This window comes from Hippea maritima DSM 10411, assembly GCF_000194135.1.
Lineage (GTDB): Bacteria > Campylobacterota_A > Desulfurellia > Desulfurellales > Hippeaceae > Hippea > Hippea maritima.
In genome coordinates, this window is the sequence record NC_015318.1 from 108,557 (window position 1) to 123,492 (window position 14,936).

15 protein-coding genes and 1 tRNA gene are annotated in these 14,936 nt (G+C 38.6%); 5 read left to right on the forward strand and 11 right to left on the reverse strand.

Annotated features, from left to right (window positions below):
• The first annotated feature begins 105 nt into the window (after nucleotides 1-105).
• From HIPMA_RS00540 to HIPMA_RS08940, 4 genes are all read left to right on the forward strand, one after another.
• The gene (locus HIPMA_RS00540) at nucleotides 106-1,449 is read left to right on the forward strand and encodes a FecR domain-containing protein (protein ID WP_013681136.1); all 1,344 of its coding nucleotides are present in this window, start codon (nucleotides 106-108) and stop codon (nucleotides 1,447-1,449) included.
• 38 nt (nucleotides 1,450-1,487) lie between these two features.
• The gene (locus HIPMA_RS00545) at nucleotides 1,488-3,266 is read left to right on the forward strand and encodes a serpin family protein (protein ID WP_013681137.1); all 1,779 of its coding nucleotides are present in this window, start codon (nucleotides 1,488-1,490) and stop codon (nucleotides 3,264-3,266) included.
• 86 nt (nucleotides 3,267-3,352) lie between these two features.
• A tRNA-Ala gene (locus HIPMA_RS00550) sits at nucleotides 3,353-3,428 on the forward strand.
• Between the two features lie 24 nt (nucleotides 3,429-3,452).
• Nucleotides 3,453-3,851 (forward strand): YkvA family protein, encoded by a 399-nt coding sequence (locus HIPMA_RS08940; protein ID WP_013681138.1) that lies wholly within the window; start codon nucleotides 3,453-3,455, stop codon nucleotides 3,849-3,851.
• Here the strand turns inward: HIPMA_RS08940 and HIPMA_RS00560 are convergent.
• The 4 genes from HIPMA_RS00560 to HIPMA_RS00580 form a co-directional block, all read right to left on the reverse strand.
• Complete coding sequence (locus tag HIPMA_RS00560; RefSeq protein WP_013681139.1) at nucleotides 3,848-4,402, reverse strand: DUF1318 domain-containing protein; 555 nt, start codon at nucleotides 4,400-4,402, stop codon at nucleotides 3,848-3,850. The two genes, HIPMA_RS08940 and HIPMA_RS00560, sit on opposite strands and share 4 nt — an antisense overlap.
• Nucleotides 4,399-5,445 carry a hypothetical protein gene (locus HIPMA_RS00565; RefSeq protein ID WP_013681140.1) on the reverse strand — a complete coding sequence of 349 codons (1,047 nt, stop codon included), beginning with the start codon at nucleotides 5,443-5,445 and terminating at the stop codon, nucleotides 4,399-4,401. Before HIPMA_RS00565 ends, HIPMA_RS00560 begins: the two co-directional genes overlap by 4 nt.
• A gap of 266 nt (nucleotides 5,446-5,711) precedes the next feature.
• On the reverse strand, nucleotides 5,712-6,575 hold the full coding sequence (locus HIPMA_RS00575; RefSeq protein ID WP_013681141.1) for a hypothetical protein: 864 nt from the start codon (nucleotides 6,573-6,575) through the stop codon (nucleotides 5,712-5,714).
• The gene (locus HIPMA_RS00580; RefSeq protein WP_013681142.1) at nucleotides 6,572-7,207 is read right to left on the reverse strand and encodes a Crp/Fnr family transcriptional regulator; all 636 of its coding nucleotides are present in this window, start codon (nucleotides 7,205-7,207) and stop codon (nucleotides 6,572-6,574) included. Before HIPMA_RS00580 ends, HIPMA_RS00575 begins: the two co-directional genes overlap by 4 nt.
• Nucleotides 7,208-7,285: 78 nt before the next feature.
• On the opposite strand from HIPMA_RS00580, the gene hcp reads away from it, so the two are divergent.
• Nucleotides 7,286-8,908 carry a hydroxylamine reductase gene (hcp, locus tag HIPMA_RS00585; RefSeq protein WP_013681143.1) on the forward strand — a complete coding sequence of 541 codons (1,623 nt, stop codon included), beginning with the start codon at nucleotides 7,286-7,288 and terminating at the stop codon, nucleotides 8,906-8,908.
• Between the two features lie 39 nt (nucleotides 8,909-8,947).
• On the opposite strand, the gene trmB is transcribed toward hcp, so the two are convergent.
• The 7 genes from trmB to HIPMA_RS00620 are packed head-to-tail and all read right to left on the reverse strand — an operon-like array spanning nucleotide 8,948 to nucleotide 14,902.
• Nucleotides 8,948-10,105: a tRNA (guanosine(46)-N7)-methyltransferase TrmB gene (trmB, locus tag HIPMA_RS00590; protein ID WP_013681144.1), complete on the reverse strand. Its 1,158-nt coding sequence runs from the start codon at nucleotides 10,103-10,105 to the stop codon at nucleotides 8,948-8,950.
• A gap of 37 nt (nucleotides 10,106-10,142) precedes the next feature.
• Complete coding sequence (locus HIPMA_RS00595) at nucleotides 10,143-11,345, reverse strand: argininosuccinate synthase (protein ID WP_013681145.1); 1,203 nt, start codon at nucleotides 11,343-11,345, stop codon at nucleotides 10,143-10,145.
• A 1-nt stretch (nucleotide 11,346) separates the two neighbouring features.
• The gene (gene argF / locus HIPMA_RS00600; RefSeq protein WP_013681146.1) at nucleotides 11,347-12,276 is read right to left on the reverse strand and encodes an ornithine carbamoyltransferase; all 930 of its coding nucleotides are present in this window, start codon (nucleotides 12,274-12,276) and stop codon (nucleotides 11,347-11,349) included.
• A gap of 13 nt (nucleotides 12,277-12,289) precedes the next feature.
• Complete coding sequence (locus HIPMA_RS00605) at nucleotides 12,290-13,018, reverse strand: DUF364 domain-containing protein (RefSeq protein WP_013681147.1); 729 nt, start codon at nucleotides 13,016-13,018, stop codon at nucleotides 12,290-12,292.
• Nucleotides 13,019-13,330 (reverse strand): thioredoxin family protein, encoded by a 312-nt coding sequence (locus HIPMA_RS00610; protein WP_013681148.1) that lies wholly within the window; start codon nucleotides 13,328-13,330, stop codon nucleotides 13,019-13,021.
• Between the two features lie 34 nt (nucleotides 13,331-13,364).
• Nucleotides 13,365-14,354 (reverse strand): 4Fe-4S dicluster domain-containing protein, encoded by a 990-nt coding sequence (locus HIPMA_RS00615; RefSeq protein ID WP_013681149.1) that lies wholly within the window; start codon nucleotides 14,352-14,354, stop codon nucleotides 13,365-13,367.
• Nucleotides 14,354-14,902 (reverse strand): helix-turn-helix domain-containing protein, encoded by a 549-nt coding sequence (locus HIPMA_RS00620; protein ID WP_013681150.1) that lies wholly within the window; start codon nucleotides 14,900-14,902, stop codon nucleotides 14,354-14,356. Before HIPMA_RS00620 ends, HIPMA_RS00615 begins: the two co-directional genes overlap by 1 nt.
• Nucleotides 14,903-14,936: the final 34 nt, after the last annotated feature.

Sequence of the window (14,936 nt, forward strand, 5' to 3'; positions counted from 1 at the left end):
TCTTTTGCTTATGGATAAATCCCCATATGCCTTGTGTTTGGTTTTGCATTATCTTACCCCACAGGATCTATTTTTTAAGATTTATATGTCTACCGGGAGGAATAAATGAGAAGAAATGTTTTTCTAATTGTTGTAGTTTTTTGGTCTCTCTTTTTGAATAGTGCCTTTAGTGCAAAGAGAGAATTTGAACTTTCATACTCTCCTAACTGGCTATATAAACTCACAGCAAAAGCATTATTGTCTATTGATAAAGATGGCAAGGTAAGATTGAATGTTGTTGATGTTTGTCCTGCACTTCCTCAGGCTTATATTTGGATAAAGTTTTACTCCAAGATTGAGGATGTGTATTGGTATAATAAATGCGTGTGTGTTGATTTTAAGATTAAATTTAAGGGAAAAGGAAGGGCCGCAGAAATCCCCTTAGACAGTATGAATGATCCATCAACTTACAAATGGAAGGGGCCGCAGAAGGGTTTTTATGAAGATGAGTGGAGTGAAACCTCGGTTAAGGGTGAGCCTTGTTTCTGTATAAAGGAGTTTCCTGAGCTTGCAGGGATAAAGCAGTTTCAAATTGTTGATTCAAATCCCAATACATTTTCATTTCAGACGGGCAATAATCCAAAACCTGAGGATGTGGGTGCATACCAAGAATCGAGCTATATAACCGCATTAAGGGGGGAGGTTTACATCTATAGGGCTAAAACCCATAAGTGGGTTAAGGCAAAAAACAGATCCAAGCTTTATATTGGAGATATAGTAAAAACATCATCGGGTGTAGTTAGGATCTTGCTAAAGGGAAGGGTTGCTTTGAGGGTGAAGCCGCATACAATGTTTGAGATACCGAAGGTTAAACAAAACACTAAAAAAGGTATTTCGTTTATAAAGATGACCTACGGTGTGCTTATGGCAGCAGCAGAAAAAGAAAGGAGAAGCCGCTTTGAGGTTTATGTTCCTTTATACATAACAGGTGTTAGAGGAACCAAGTTTGAGGTTTCCTATGATGCAGAAAAGAGATTTGGATGTGTCAGGGTTTTTGAGCATTCTGTCTGGATTTCGGATAGAAAGAAAAGAAAAACCGTCATAGTGAAGGAGGGTATGAAGAGCTGTGTTTATGGGAATGGGGATGGCTTACCTACAAAGCCAGAGCCGATGAAGCCCTTTAATGTTGAGGGTAAATGGAAAACCAACTTTGGTATCGTGGGGTTTAAACAGAAAGGGGATAAGGTTTTTGGCAGCTATCCTCACGATAATGGCAAGATAGAAGGAAAACTTATAGGAAATGTGTTGGTGTGCAAATGGAGTGAATCCCCTACATATAAACCATATAGGGATGCTGGTGATTGTAGATTTTTATTTTCTCCTGATGGTAATTCCTTTTCAGGGCATTGGAGATATGGCTTTGGCGGTGAATCGTGGAATGGTGATTGGAGTGGAGAAAGGATGCATTGAGATTTAATTGAGGTGTATGAGTTAATGGGAGGTGGATAATGAGGCGGTTGTTGGTGGCTGTTTTGTTTATAGTGGTTTTTTATCCTCGTGCTATTGCAAGGCCGATTCATCCAAAATTGGTGTTATTAAAAGAAAACACGGTAAATCTCATGCTTATAGGTGATAGGGCGCAGATTAAAACCGGCCCTCTTGATAAGAATGTGTACAATATTAGTTGTGAGGTAAAGGGAAAAGCTATTGTGTTGAAAGAAAGATTTGGTTCTCCGTCTTTTGGTTATTCGTTCAGGTTTGAAGCTATAAGCCCCGGCAGTGCTGTTGTGGTCCAAAGGATATCCAAATTTGGAAAGGGTAAAGAAAAGGTAAAAACCAAAGAATATGAGGTTAGGGTTTTTTCAATTAATAGCATACCTAAAGTATCATTGAATCTTATAGCGGAACATCCTGATAAATACACGGATAGATTTGTCCTGATTCACGGTATTAGCAGAGGGTGGGGAGGTTTTTCTAAGACTAAAAGGATAGTTGACACTATGTTAAAGAGATCGGATTGGGTTATAGAGGATGATTCAGCTGCCGCTTATATTTCCGGGGTTCCAAAGGTTAAAAAAGGGGTGATGGTTGATATTGTTTGCAAGGTTGTTGTAAGACCTAATGGAGAATGGGCTTTGGTGGGTCATAGGATTTTAGAAGCAGATAATACAGGATTGAACATTATAGCTAATGATATCAATCGATTCACTTTAAAGCTATACAAAAAATTATCCAACAATGAAGGTAATCTATTTTTTTCCTCGTTTAGTATCGTTGATGCTCTTGCTATGACCTATGCCGGTGCATCTAAAAATACGGCAGAGCAGATGGCAAAGGTGCTGAACTTTAATATGCCTAAAGAGAGGTTACACTCTGTGTTTTCAAAACTACTAAATTGCATACAGGCAGAAACTCAAAATAATACCTATAAATTTAGTATAGCCAATGCTATCTGGGTTGAGAAGGATTATAAACTTCTTGATTATTTCGTTAATCTAATAAATCTCTATTACGGCGGTAATCTTTTTTCTGTTGATTTTGTAAACCAACCACAAAAGACGATAAACAGGATAAATAAGTGGGTTGAGGATAAAACCACAGGCAAGATTAGGGATTTAATCAGGAAGGGCGATATAAATTCTCTTACGAGGCTTATTTTAACCAACGCCATATATTTTAAGGGTAAGTGGACTCATCCATTTCGCAAAGAAGATACTAAGAGCATGCCGTTTCACATAACGAACAATAAAACCGTTCGTGTGCCTATGATGTTTCAGGAAGGAAGATTTCCTTATTATGAGAATAAAAAAGAGGGTTTTAAGGCTATAGAGCTTCCCTATGCAGGTAATAGCATCTCTATGGTGATATTCTTACCGTCCAATCTTGAGGGGTTTGAACAAGCACTGTCTCAAAATATGGTAGCAAGGATTATAGCGTCCTTAAGAGAAGATGAGGTAAAGGTGTATTTACCCCGTTTCAGGTTTAAGGTTAGGTGCTATTTAAGTAAGGTGCTCTCTGATATGGGTATGAGAGATGCGTTTTCTACAAGAGCGGACTTTTCAGACATGACCGGTAATAAGGATCTTAAGATCTCAAGGGTAATACATGAAGCGTATATAGATGTCAACGAGGAAGGAACTGAAGCTGCAGCTGCAACTGGCGTTGTAATGCAGCTAAAAGCTGTAATGTGGAAGCCAACTTTTAAGGCAGACCATACGTTTATATTTATGATTGTGCATAAAAAAACGGGCAGTGTTTTGTTCATGGGAAGGGTAATTAAACCTTAAAGTTAAAGACTGTCTTTGCATAAACCTGTTTTGTTTGACAAAATCCCAGTTTTTTAATATATAATCTGTGAATTTATGAGCAATCTGGGGCTGTAGCTCAGCTGGGAGAGCGCCACGCTGGCAGCGTGGAGGTCGGGGGTTCGAGCCCCCTCAGCTCCACCATTTTATCTTTTAAGGGGTCTTGATATGAAAGAGTATATAGAGAAGGCTTTTAGCGTTGTGGATAAGATAAAACAATTTGATGGTGAGGCTTTTTTGCAAGAGGCAAGGTCCAAAATAGAAGAAATAAGCTCAAATCCAGGTCAGTTTGCTTTGACTGCTATTTTGCAGTTAAAGTTGGCTTATGAGATGATAGAGTGCTATATAAAAAAAGAGTGTTCCCTGCCTTGGAGAACTGTCCTATCCTTAATAGGAATTTTTTTGTATTTTATAAACCCTGCCGATATCATACCTGATTTCTTGCCAGGTATAGGTTATTTGGATGATGCGGTGGCTTTGGGCATAGCCTTAAAATTTATCCGGGATGATTTAAAAGACTACGCCCAAAGCAAGGGCTTAAGCTTAGAGGAATACGGCTTGGTTTAATCCTTTTTTCTTATCCAGCCCGTCTTTGTTTCTATATATGTACCATTTGGTGCTGTATCTTGCCATTGTTTTGCAAATATCCTCCTGAGTCTATCTATTTGAGAGGGTTGAATATTTAAAACACGTGCCACCTCGTGATATAGTGACTCTCTATCTTTATTTTCGCTGACTACAAGCTTCTTTAGTTTTACTTTATCCTTTAAGGATGGCGGCTGGCGGTAGATTTTTAAATGCCCATCCAATGTTTCTCCAAGATAGCCTTTTTTGTAGTAGGGTTTCATTAATTCAAATCTTTTCTTCATTGATTCTTTTATGGCTTTGATCTTTGCGTTGGTTGTGTTTAGTACATCGGATGCATGGGCAGTTGGTATAAGAAGCTCTAGAAGAGAGGTTGGTTCTGTTTTTGGGGTAGTTTTCTTTTCTCCTCTAATATCGTTAACTATTTCTTTTGCCTTTTCTTGGGCTTGTCTTGCTGGGAAGTATATATTTACAGTTACACACGAATAGACAAGCAAGAGTATAACACTCCATAAAACACTGAGTTTTTTCATTTCTTCACCTCCCTTTTCTCTAAAACGCGTTTTAGTCTACCTAAAAAATCATCCCATGAAATCTTGTTGTTTCTATTCATATTAACTACGTTTATACCACCAAAGAAGCCTCTTTTGATAATATACTCGACGTTTCCATTTTTGTAAAGTCCATGGATTGCGAAGGTATTATTTTTTAGTATAGCCTTAACGCCTATAGAGGAGTAGGAAAAGCTTTTAAAGAAGGGTAATGCTATACTTACATATCCGCCTCCAATCTTTGATATACTGTTTACCGCTTTTAGCGATATTCTTTGCGATGCTCCTTTTACGTTTTCTGTTTGAACTAAAGCGTTGAATGATAGGGGGTTTTTAAATTTTATTAAGGCCAGGTTGTGAATATAGCCCTTTATGTAGCCTGTAACTTGGCCAAAATTGGATAATTGAGTTAGTTTTTTTAGGTTTATGTGGCTGAAATCTACATCCAACATTAAAATGGGCATATCTTTTAATGATAACTTGATATTTTTTATATATATCTTACCGTCAAATGCATCTATCTTTACAGATCCTCTTGTACTTATGTATTTGTTGGTTAGATTTCCTTCTAAAATATTTATTTTAATTTCTGCAAGCTTTGTTTTTATTTTGGCTTTTATTGGACCAAAGTGCAGGGTTTTTTTTATTGGGTATAGGCAAAGACTAACGGGTTGTACTGTTAAGTTATCCGAGCTTTTTATACTTAAAATAGAGCATAATTTATTATTTTGTGAGGCTATCTTTGCCTCAATACGTGCCTTTAGTTGTTTTGAGATAAACATAGCATTTAGCTCTCCTGTATCTTTTTTGTTTGTGTTTACGATTAATGGAAGGATTAGTTTTAAATTCTTGAGTGTTACACTTTTATAGCGGATGCGGCTTGATATTATGTTTATCTTTGAAAAAAAGGAACGCCCTGATGTGTATTGTCCGGTTATTATTATTGATGATTTATTGTCTAAAATTAGATTGTTTAGCGTTTCTAGTTCATATGAATCTCTAAGGAATGAAATTAAATTGTTCATATTGATCGGTTTTACTTTAAATATTAGCCCTTTTTTTGTTTTTGCTACATTGGCAGAAAAGAGATTTCTAAGTGTTAGGCTTAGTTTTTGTTTGTTTTTTATAGTTGCACTGAGATTGAAAGATGAAAAGTCAAAATATATGTTATCTTTTAATAATGCCTCACCTGATGATATTAAAATCTTTGATAGTTCTGGTAAGTATAAAAGTTCACCTTTTAGGTTTTGTGCTACAAGATTTGAATAATTTATTGATAGATTAGCAAAGCTTAGCTTAGCTTGAAGTTTTTTTTTAAAATTACTGAAAGTCTAACATAGGGGGCATCTACCAGCTTGGAAGATTCCCTTAAATCATTGATTGTTGCAGTGAATTTGTTGTTTTTAAGATTTGCTTTAATTTTAAAGGAGAATCTGTATCGCCCATATTTAAGATTTGCAGAAGTTTTTAATGCGTTGAGTTTTATGTAAAAAGGATTTAAGTTTATATATATGTTCTGTAACTTTATAGGCTGTCTTATATCTAACGATGACTTGCCTTTTTCAATATGTATTGTATGGGGATTTATATATAGGTTTTCTAAATATATTCCAGATGGGGATAGATTTATTTTGCCGTTTGCTGAATTTATAGCTGCTGATAATGTTAAATTTTTCGATTTATAACCTATATTACCCTTAAACGTCAATAGTCTGCCCTTTAGGCTTGCAGAGATATTTTTTAAACTTACAGGACCATAATCAAGGCTTATATTGTCCATACTCAGGCTTTTTATTTTTATAGGTATAAGGTTGAATCCTTTAGCTTTGTCTGTTTCGTTGGGTTTGTTTTGGATTTTTATATCACTATTTTTTATTGTAGCTGTTATGTAGCCGTTTTTGTCTATAGAGGCTATTAGTGTTCCTATGTTTGCGTTGATATCGTCTTTTTTTATAGTCAATGAATTTATCTCTATGCTGGTGGGGGATTTGATTTTTATCTTTTCAAAATTTGATGTTATGTCATATTTTTTTAGCGCAAAGTTTAATGCAACGCTTAAAATTGACGGTTTATTTAAAACTACAATGTATACAACAAGTAGTATAATTATTGCCATGAGTATTGTATTTAGGCTGAGTTTTAGAAACTTCCTCATTGCAGTAACTCTATCCTTTTTGCATTCATTTTTATTAACCCTTTCGATGAAAGCCTTTTTAGGGTTCTTGAAAATGTCTCAGCAGTTAGACCAAGAAGTGTGGCTATGTCTTTTTTTGGTATATCCAGTACCACGGTGTTGTTTTTATCTTTTAAAGAATAAAGGTAGTTTATAATTTTCTCTTCCGCATCCTCACCTGAGAGTTCTTTTATCTTTTCAACCAGATATTTTATTCTTTGGGCGAAGATACCTAAAAGCTTCATGGCAAATTCAGGCTTTCTCTTTATTCTTTCAAATAGATGGTGCGTGTTTATGGATAACAGCAGCGTATCTGTTATAGCCATTGCGCTTGCTGGATATATGTTTTTTAAGAATAACACGACCTCGGCAAACATTTCGCCTTCTTTTGCTATATTCAAGACAATTTCTTTACCGTCTTCACCGGTTTTAAATATTTTAATCAGCCCGCTTACAACAAAAAACATCTCATTACCCTTATTATTTTCCAAAAAGAGTAACTCCCTTTTTCTTTTGCTTATGAGCATGGATACTGCGTTTAGATCTTCTAAAAATCCTTCATCTTCTATATTCAGTTTATCTAAAAACAGTTGCAAGGCACTTTTTTTATCCATGACTTGACCTAAGTCAATTATTTCTTATGTTTTGTAGTATATAGTTAATCCAAGAAAAAAGCAAGAGGAGGTGGTTAGATGTCCATGTTTTGTTATCAATGTCAGGAAACACTAAACAACAAAGGGTGCACCGTAGGTGGCGTATGCGGTAAGAATGAAAGGGTTGCAAATTTAGAGGATGTGCTTGTTTATGTTACAAAGGGCATAAGCGTTGTTGCCGATAAGGCGGGTAAGGTGGATCCTGAGGTTGGAAGGTTTATTTCGAAGGCGCTGTTTACAACGATCACCAATGTAAACTTTGATGAGGATTCCATTGCAGAGCTTATCAGAGAGGGTTTGAGGTTTAGAGATGAGCTAAAAAAGAAATACAATGTATCGGATGAGGGATTGCACGATTCTGCCACATGGAATGCAGCAACCAAAGAGGAGTTTTTGGCAAAGCATAAGGATGCAGGTGTTTTAGCCGAATCCAATGAGGATATACGCTCACTCAAAGAAACAATTATTTACGGTTTAAAGGGTGCTGGTGCTTATGCTGAGCATGCTTCGGTTTTGTGGTATGAAGACCAGAGCTTATGGGAGGAGTTGGTTGACTGTTTGGCTGCAACAACCAAGGATTTGTCGGTTGATGAGTTGATAGGTTATACCATGAAAACAGGAGAGGCTTCCGTTAAGGCTATGGCTATACTGGATAAGGCCAATACTGAAACCTACGGTCATCCAGAGATCACAGAGGTCAATCTTGGAACGAGAAACAGGCCGGGTATTCTAATATCAGGGCATGACCTGAAGGACATGGAGGAGTTGCTTGAGCAGACAAAAGATACAGGCGTTGATGTCTATACACACGGTGAGATGTTGCCTGCAAATTACTATCCGGCATTTAAGAAATATGACCATTTTGTGGGCAATTACGGTAATGCATGGTGGTTGCAGCATAAGGAGTTTGAGGCGTTTAACGGGCCGATCTTAATGACAACAAATTGCCTTGTTCCACCAAGGGATAGCTATAAAGACAGGGTGTTCACAACCGGTAATGTTAGATTTCCGGGCGTAAAACACATTCCCGATAGGGTTGATGGTAAGCCAAAGAATTTCTCAGAGATTATTGAGCTTGCCAAGAAATGCGATCCACCAACACAGCTTGAAACCGGCAAGATCATAGGTGGTTTTGCCCATGAGCAGGTATTTAAGCTTGCAGATAAGGTTGTTGATGCTGTTAAATCCGGTGCCATTAGAAAGTTTGTCGTTATGGCTGGATGCGATGGCAGGCATAAAACGAGGGAATACTATACCGAGTTTGCAAAGAAATTGCCAAAAGATACGGTTATTCTGACTGCAGGATGTGCTAAATACCGCTATATAAAGCTCAATCTGGGAGATATTGGCGGCATCCCGAGGGTCTTGGATGCTGGTCAGTGCAACGATAGCTATTCATTGGCCTTGATAGCTATGAAGCTAAAAGAGGTCTTTGGATTAAACAGTGTAAATGAACTGCCTATAGCTTACAACATAGCATGGTATGAGCAGAAGGCTGTAGCTGTTTTGCTTGCCCTGCTCTATCTGGGTGTTAAGAATATCAAATTGGGCCCAACATTGCCTGCATTCCTATCCCCTGCAGTGCTTAAGGTGCTTGCAGATAATTTTGGCATAACAACGATCAGTAATGTTGATGATGACATGAAGGAATTGATTGGATAGCATCTGTCGCCTCAGCTTCGGCTGGGGCGTTTTTTTTGTTTAGATAGAACCAGCCAGAATAAACGCCTCTTCTGCCTCTCTATCCAAGACAAACACGGTTTGTGGCAGCATAAATAGTTCGTTGTTGTGGGTTAATCCGAAGAATGCATGTTGTGGGTTTATGCTCCTGCCAAAGGTGATCTCTGCGATCTTTTCATTTGCTTTGTTTTCAAATATATCCACAACCTTAAAGATGATTCCGTCTTTTAGTGCAAACTCCCTTTTCAGTTGCATCAAAAACTTTGGTTTTGGTGGGTGCTTATGGGGGCTTAACTTTGTTTTTTTGTAATTAACCGAGTATATTGTTCTTTTCTTTCTCTTCCAGCGTCTTTCAAATTTTGTATCGATGCTTTTGTCTGATACCTGTATAGGTATATTTTGTGTGTTTTTTAGGTGGGTTTTTTCCTCTAATGCCACAACGACGCTTACAGCATAGGCCAAGTTATCGGTTAGAAGCCTAAAACTGCCCCCTTTTTTTAGTATATTCTCTATTTTTTGAAGCGTATCTGAATTTAATAAGGCGTGTTTGATCCTTCTGAATTTAAACCACGGCTCGGGAAAATTGACAAACACCGCATCTACTGTATTGGATGAAAATCTATCAAGCACGAACCTTCCATCATACCGTATAAGTTTGACATTATTTATTCTTGCTTTAAGCAACCTGCCGCATGCTTTGGCTATTGCATCATTGGATATCTCAAGCCCCAAAAACAGACTGCTAGACTCTTGTTTTGCCTGATTCAGTAAAAACTCACCAAAGCCTGAGCCTATTTCTATCTTTATGGGTTTGGTGTTTGAGAGTTGGCTTAGGTCTATTGAGTTGAGCCTTCGTGTGTCGATTGTGTAATGGTTTATAAGCTGACAGATTTTTCCGTTGAGGCTTAGGTTGTTGTGGATTATGTTTCCGTTTAGAAAGCCTGCAAGTTTTTCTGAGAATTCAAGGATCTTGGCCTTTACATCGTCTGTGATTATGGGATTTGTGGATTTTTCAAGCTTTACGATTACCTTATTCTGTTTTTTATATACTTTAACAAAAAACTGTTCACAGTCAGAAAACAAAGGATAGATAAAAAAATCGCCCTTTCTTGAGAAGAAGACCTTATCATCCTCAAATGTTTTTATGTTTTTTTCTGTTTCTATTATTGCATGTGGCATTTTAAAAAAGAAAGAGGAGCCTCAAGCCCCTCTTGTATTATTTGTTCTTTACCTCTGCTGCAACCCTTAGCGGTAAACCCCATATATAGCAGAACGCCTCTCCGTATTTGTGGTTGAATGTATCGCCTGGATCATAGGTTGCAAGCTCTTTTGAGTATATAGCATAAGGTGATTTTCTTGCAACAGCCGTTGCCTTGCCTTTGTATAGCTTTACCTTTACCGTGCCTGTTGCTCTTTCGTTTAGTTTGTCTGCAAAGGCATCCAATGCTTCTCTTAGCTCACAGAACCAATAACCGTAATAGACCAGTTCTGCATACTTGATGGCCAATTGGTCTCTTAAATGCAGGCTTTCTCTATCTAAAATCAACTCATCCAAACTCCTTTTTGCCTCAAGCAGAAGCACAGCAGCTGGAGCCTCATAGATCTCCCTTGATTTTATACCGACGAGCCTGTTTTCAACCATGTCTATTCTGCCAACACCGTGCCTGCCGGCTATCTCGTTGGCTTTGTTAACAAGGTCAACGATGTTTAGCCTCTTGCCATCAATGGCCACAGGTATGCCCTTTTCAAACTCTATCTCAACATACTCAGGCTCATCCGGTGCCTCAAGTGGATTTTTTGTAAATGAGTATATCTCCTCATCAGGCTCATGATAGGGATCCTCCAATGGGCCAGCCTCAACCGATAATCCCCAGATATTCCTGTCAATGGAATAGGGCTTATCCTTCGTTACAGGCACGGGGATGCCGTGTTTTTTGGCATACTCGATCTCCTCATCCCTTGATTTTAACTCCCAATCCCTCACAGGCGCTATAACCTTTATATCCGGTTTTAATGCCACGGCTGACACATCAAACCTGACCTGATCATTGCCCTTACCGGTTGAGCCGTGTGCTATAGCATCAGCGCCCTCTTTTTGTGCTATTTCTATCATCTTTTTTGTGATTAGAGGCCTTCCAAGTGCTGTTGCAAGCGGGTATTTGCCTTCATACAAGGCACCAAATTTAAAGGCTTTCATCACATACTCGTTTAAAAACTCCTCCCTTACATCCTCAACATACGCCTTGCTTGCACCAACCTTTAAGGCCTTCTCTTTTATTGGCTCCAAATCCTCGTTCTGACCTAAATCGGCTGTGTATGTGATTACCTCACAGCCGTATTTATCCTGCAGCCACTTTACAATGACAGATGTATCAAGACCACCGGAATAGGCAAGCACAACCTTTTTAATTTCACCCATATTAAACCCTCCCAATTAGATTCATTATTGTGGCAAGTTGAGCATAGGTTCTGTTTTCCGCCTCGTCAAATATCACAGAATGCTTCTCATCGTCAATAACTTCAGCCTCAACCTCCTCACCCCTATGAGCAGGGAGGCAGTGCATGAATATATAGTCTTTATTTGCATATTTTACAAGTTCTCTGTTTACCTGATACGGCCTCATCAGGGCGTGTTTTTTCTCTTTCTGGTCTTCCTGACCCATAGATGCCCAGACATCCGTGTAAAGAACATCAGCGTCTTTTGCTGCCTCTTCTGGATTGTTTGTTAAGATGATCCTTGCACCGCTTTTTGTTGCAAGTTCTAAGGCTTCCTTTACCACAACCCCATTTGGAGCAAAATCCACAGGTGTTGCCACTCTCAGCTCAAAACCTAAAACGGCAGCAGCATAGATCCACGAATTCGCCATGTTGTTGCCATCACCAAAGAAGGCCACCTTTATATCCTCGATCCTGCCTAATTTTTCCTTGATTGTTAACAGATCTGCCAACACCTGGCATGGATGTAGCAGGTCTGTTAAGGCGTTGATTACAGGGACGGTTGAGTATTGGGCAAATCTTTCTATTCTTGAGTGTTCAAATGTTCTTATCATAACGATATCAACATAGCGTGAGATGACCCTTGCTGTGTCCTCGATGGTTTCACCCCTTCCCAGTTGTATATCCCGTGGGGATAGAAAGATAGCATCCCCTCCGAGCCTTTTCATTCCAGCTTCAAAGGAGAGCCTTGTCCTTGTTGAGGGTTTTTCAAATATCATCCCCAGGATAACACCGCTTAGGGGTTTATAATCCTGTTTGCTTTTGATTTTGTTTTTTATCTGCTGTGATAGATCCAAAAGCTCCAATATCTCCTGTTTTGTTAAATCCTTTAAGCTCAAACAGTGCCTGATCATACTCTTTCTCCTTTTAATAAACGCATCTTTTTTCTATGGCTGGCTTTAGTCTTTTTGTGCCGCCACCTTCACTTACTATCCTCTTTGCCAACTCTATGTTTTTTACGATACTGCCGCATGCATGCGTTATTCTATTTTTGAAAACGCTTCTATCCATCGGTGTGGAAGGTCCCATTACAGCTATAATCCTTGCCTTTTTTATCATATCAAGCAAGCTATCTATGGTTTTGTTTATAATAGAGGTTGCAGTAAGTATGGCTATATCGCAATCAAACAGCTCGAAATATTCGGCAAAATCCGGCAGTGCATCCCCTCTTGGGTTGCGTTCGCAGATTATAAATTTCCCTGCCTTGTTCTTTAGCGGTTCTATGAGGGGTGAAAAATAACCCACCATAACGACTTTGTCTTCTCCTCTTACAAGGTCTATTATATCTATATCATTTTGCTTTATATCTTTGTTTATTATTGCATTTGCGCATGCTAAAGCCAAACTTGAGTCTGTCAGGTTGTATGATAGTATCTTATCCAGGATATACCCTGCTGGTTTACCCACAAGATCACCAGCCTCTTTCATCACGGTGCAGTCTTTGGGTGAGGTCTCCTTTGTGAAGCTATAGGATAGACCTGCAGAGCCGTTGCTTAACTCAACAAGTGTGTATCCAAGCCCTATCCTTACATCCACAACCTCTAAGCCATCTGCCCTTTCTTTTGCCTTTTGATGGATCAGTTGATGAACAAACATCTAAATAAACTCCATGATCCTATTGATCTTTTCTTCTATCTTATCAAGGGAGAATACCCGTATAAACCTGTAAAGCTCCTTGCCCTCTAAGTATATACACACAACAGGCACATTGAATATGGACAACTCACCGGCCAACTCCCTTACATCATCAAGATAGATATTGGCCGCATCTATATCCTTAAAGCGGGATGCTATTTTATCTTTAACGGGCTTGCATGTTGCACAATCGTGGGTTGAAAACACGACTATGGACGGCTTTTTGTTTTGTATAAAGCTTTCAAACTCCTCTTTTGAGTCTAACTCTTTCATGGCTTTGAAGTTTATCACAAAATTTTGAGATTTTCTAAATATTTTTGAACATCTCTATGATGCTTTGCTTCTTTGACTGTTTGGATTTACAGGTAGGGCAGATATCCTCATCCGCGTTTGAGTAAAAAAAGCTTTTACAGTTTTTGCAGAGTTTCTTTTCTGCTTCAAATACAACCTGAGGTTTGGCTTTTAATAGGCTTGTATGGCCTGTTTCAAGCTTAATTGCGCCCTTTAGACAGCCGTTTTGGCAGTTTTGGCAGTTTATGCAGGCTGCAGGGTTAAACCAGATGCTGCCTTTTTGCTCTTTTTGTATAAGTATGACCTCGGTTGGGCATACAACCTCGCATATTCCGCACAGGTCGCATGAGTTTGTTATGGTGATTTTTGCTGTTATCTTGCATTCCGTTTTTTCTATAGGGTTTAACTTTTTTAAAAAGAGCATTCGTTTGGGTTTTGATGAGGGCTTTTTTAATGCAGATAAAAGCTCCCTGCGTGAAAGCCCTTCTTTTGGTATATGTGGCTTTTCGGCTGTTGAACTGTTTATCTTTATGTTAGGCTCTATACCGCTTGATTTTACAAGCCTTGTGGCAATCCTTAATTCCTTAAAGAATAGATTTACCTGATTTTTTAGTTTACAGCTTTTGCAATTGCCCCTTTTTATTTTTACAGCTTTGCCTGAAAGAAACCATGCAGTTAGTATAGAATGGTCAAGCCTATAGATACAGGATATTTTGTTGTTGGCCGTTGAGAAGATACAACCTATCTCAATTTCAGATAAACTGGATGTTTCCTTAAGGAGTTTTTCATTATCGTTTTTTATACTAATGGCCGTTGTAGGGCATGCAGCATAGCATAAGCCACATTTGATGCAAGCATCTTCACTTATAGATGGGTAGGGTGTTAATTTTATTGCACCTGTTGGGCAGATTTTTATACAGCTATCACATGAACCCTTTGCAAATGTGTATCTGCTGCACCTTTTGAGATTTATCTGTATATTGCCGCTTAAAGAGAAATCGAGCATCAGAAGGTTGGGGGATGATTGACCCAGATTACCTCTGTTGTTCCCTCGTAAGAGTTTCTCCATTTGTGCGGTAGGTTGGAGTTATAAACAGCCGAATCACCTTCTTCTAAAAGGTATGATTTTCCCCCTACCTCTATTTCAAGCTTACCCTTTAAGACGATAACGAGCTCTTCTCCGTTGTGCGAATGCGGAGATGTTCCGCTTATAGCACCAGGCTCTAAATACATATAAAGCGCCTCAATTGTTGTATCTGAGAACTGTGGACGTAGAAGTTCATATTTAACGCGCGAACGCCTATTTTCAAATTTGCCTCTGTTTGTTTTTCTTACGACAATTGAGTCAACAGGTGGCTCTCTCTCCTCAAATAATGAAATTATGTTTATGCCGAGGGCATCAGCTATTCTTCTTAGGGAAGAAATTGTGGGTGAGACCAGGTCTCGTTCGACCTGAGACAAAAAGCCTAGTGAGCAGCCTGACTTTTTGCTTAAATCCCTTAAGGTCATATTTTTCTTAGTTCTGATCTCTCGAATCTTACTTCCAACTCTCATAGTTTCAAATATAAAACACGATTAACAAAAAATC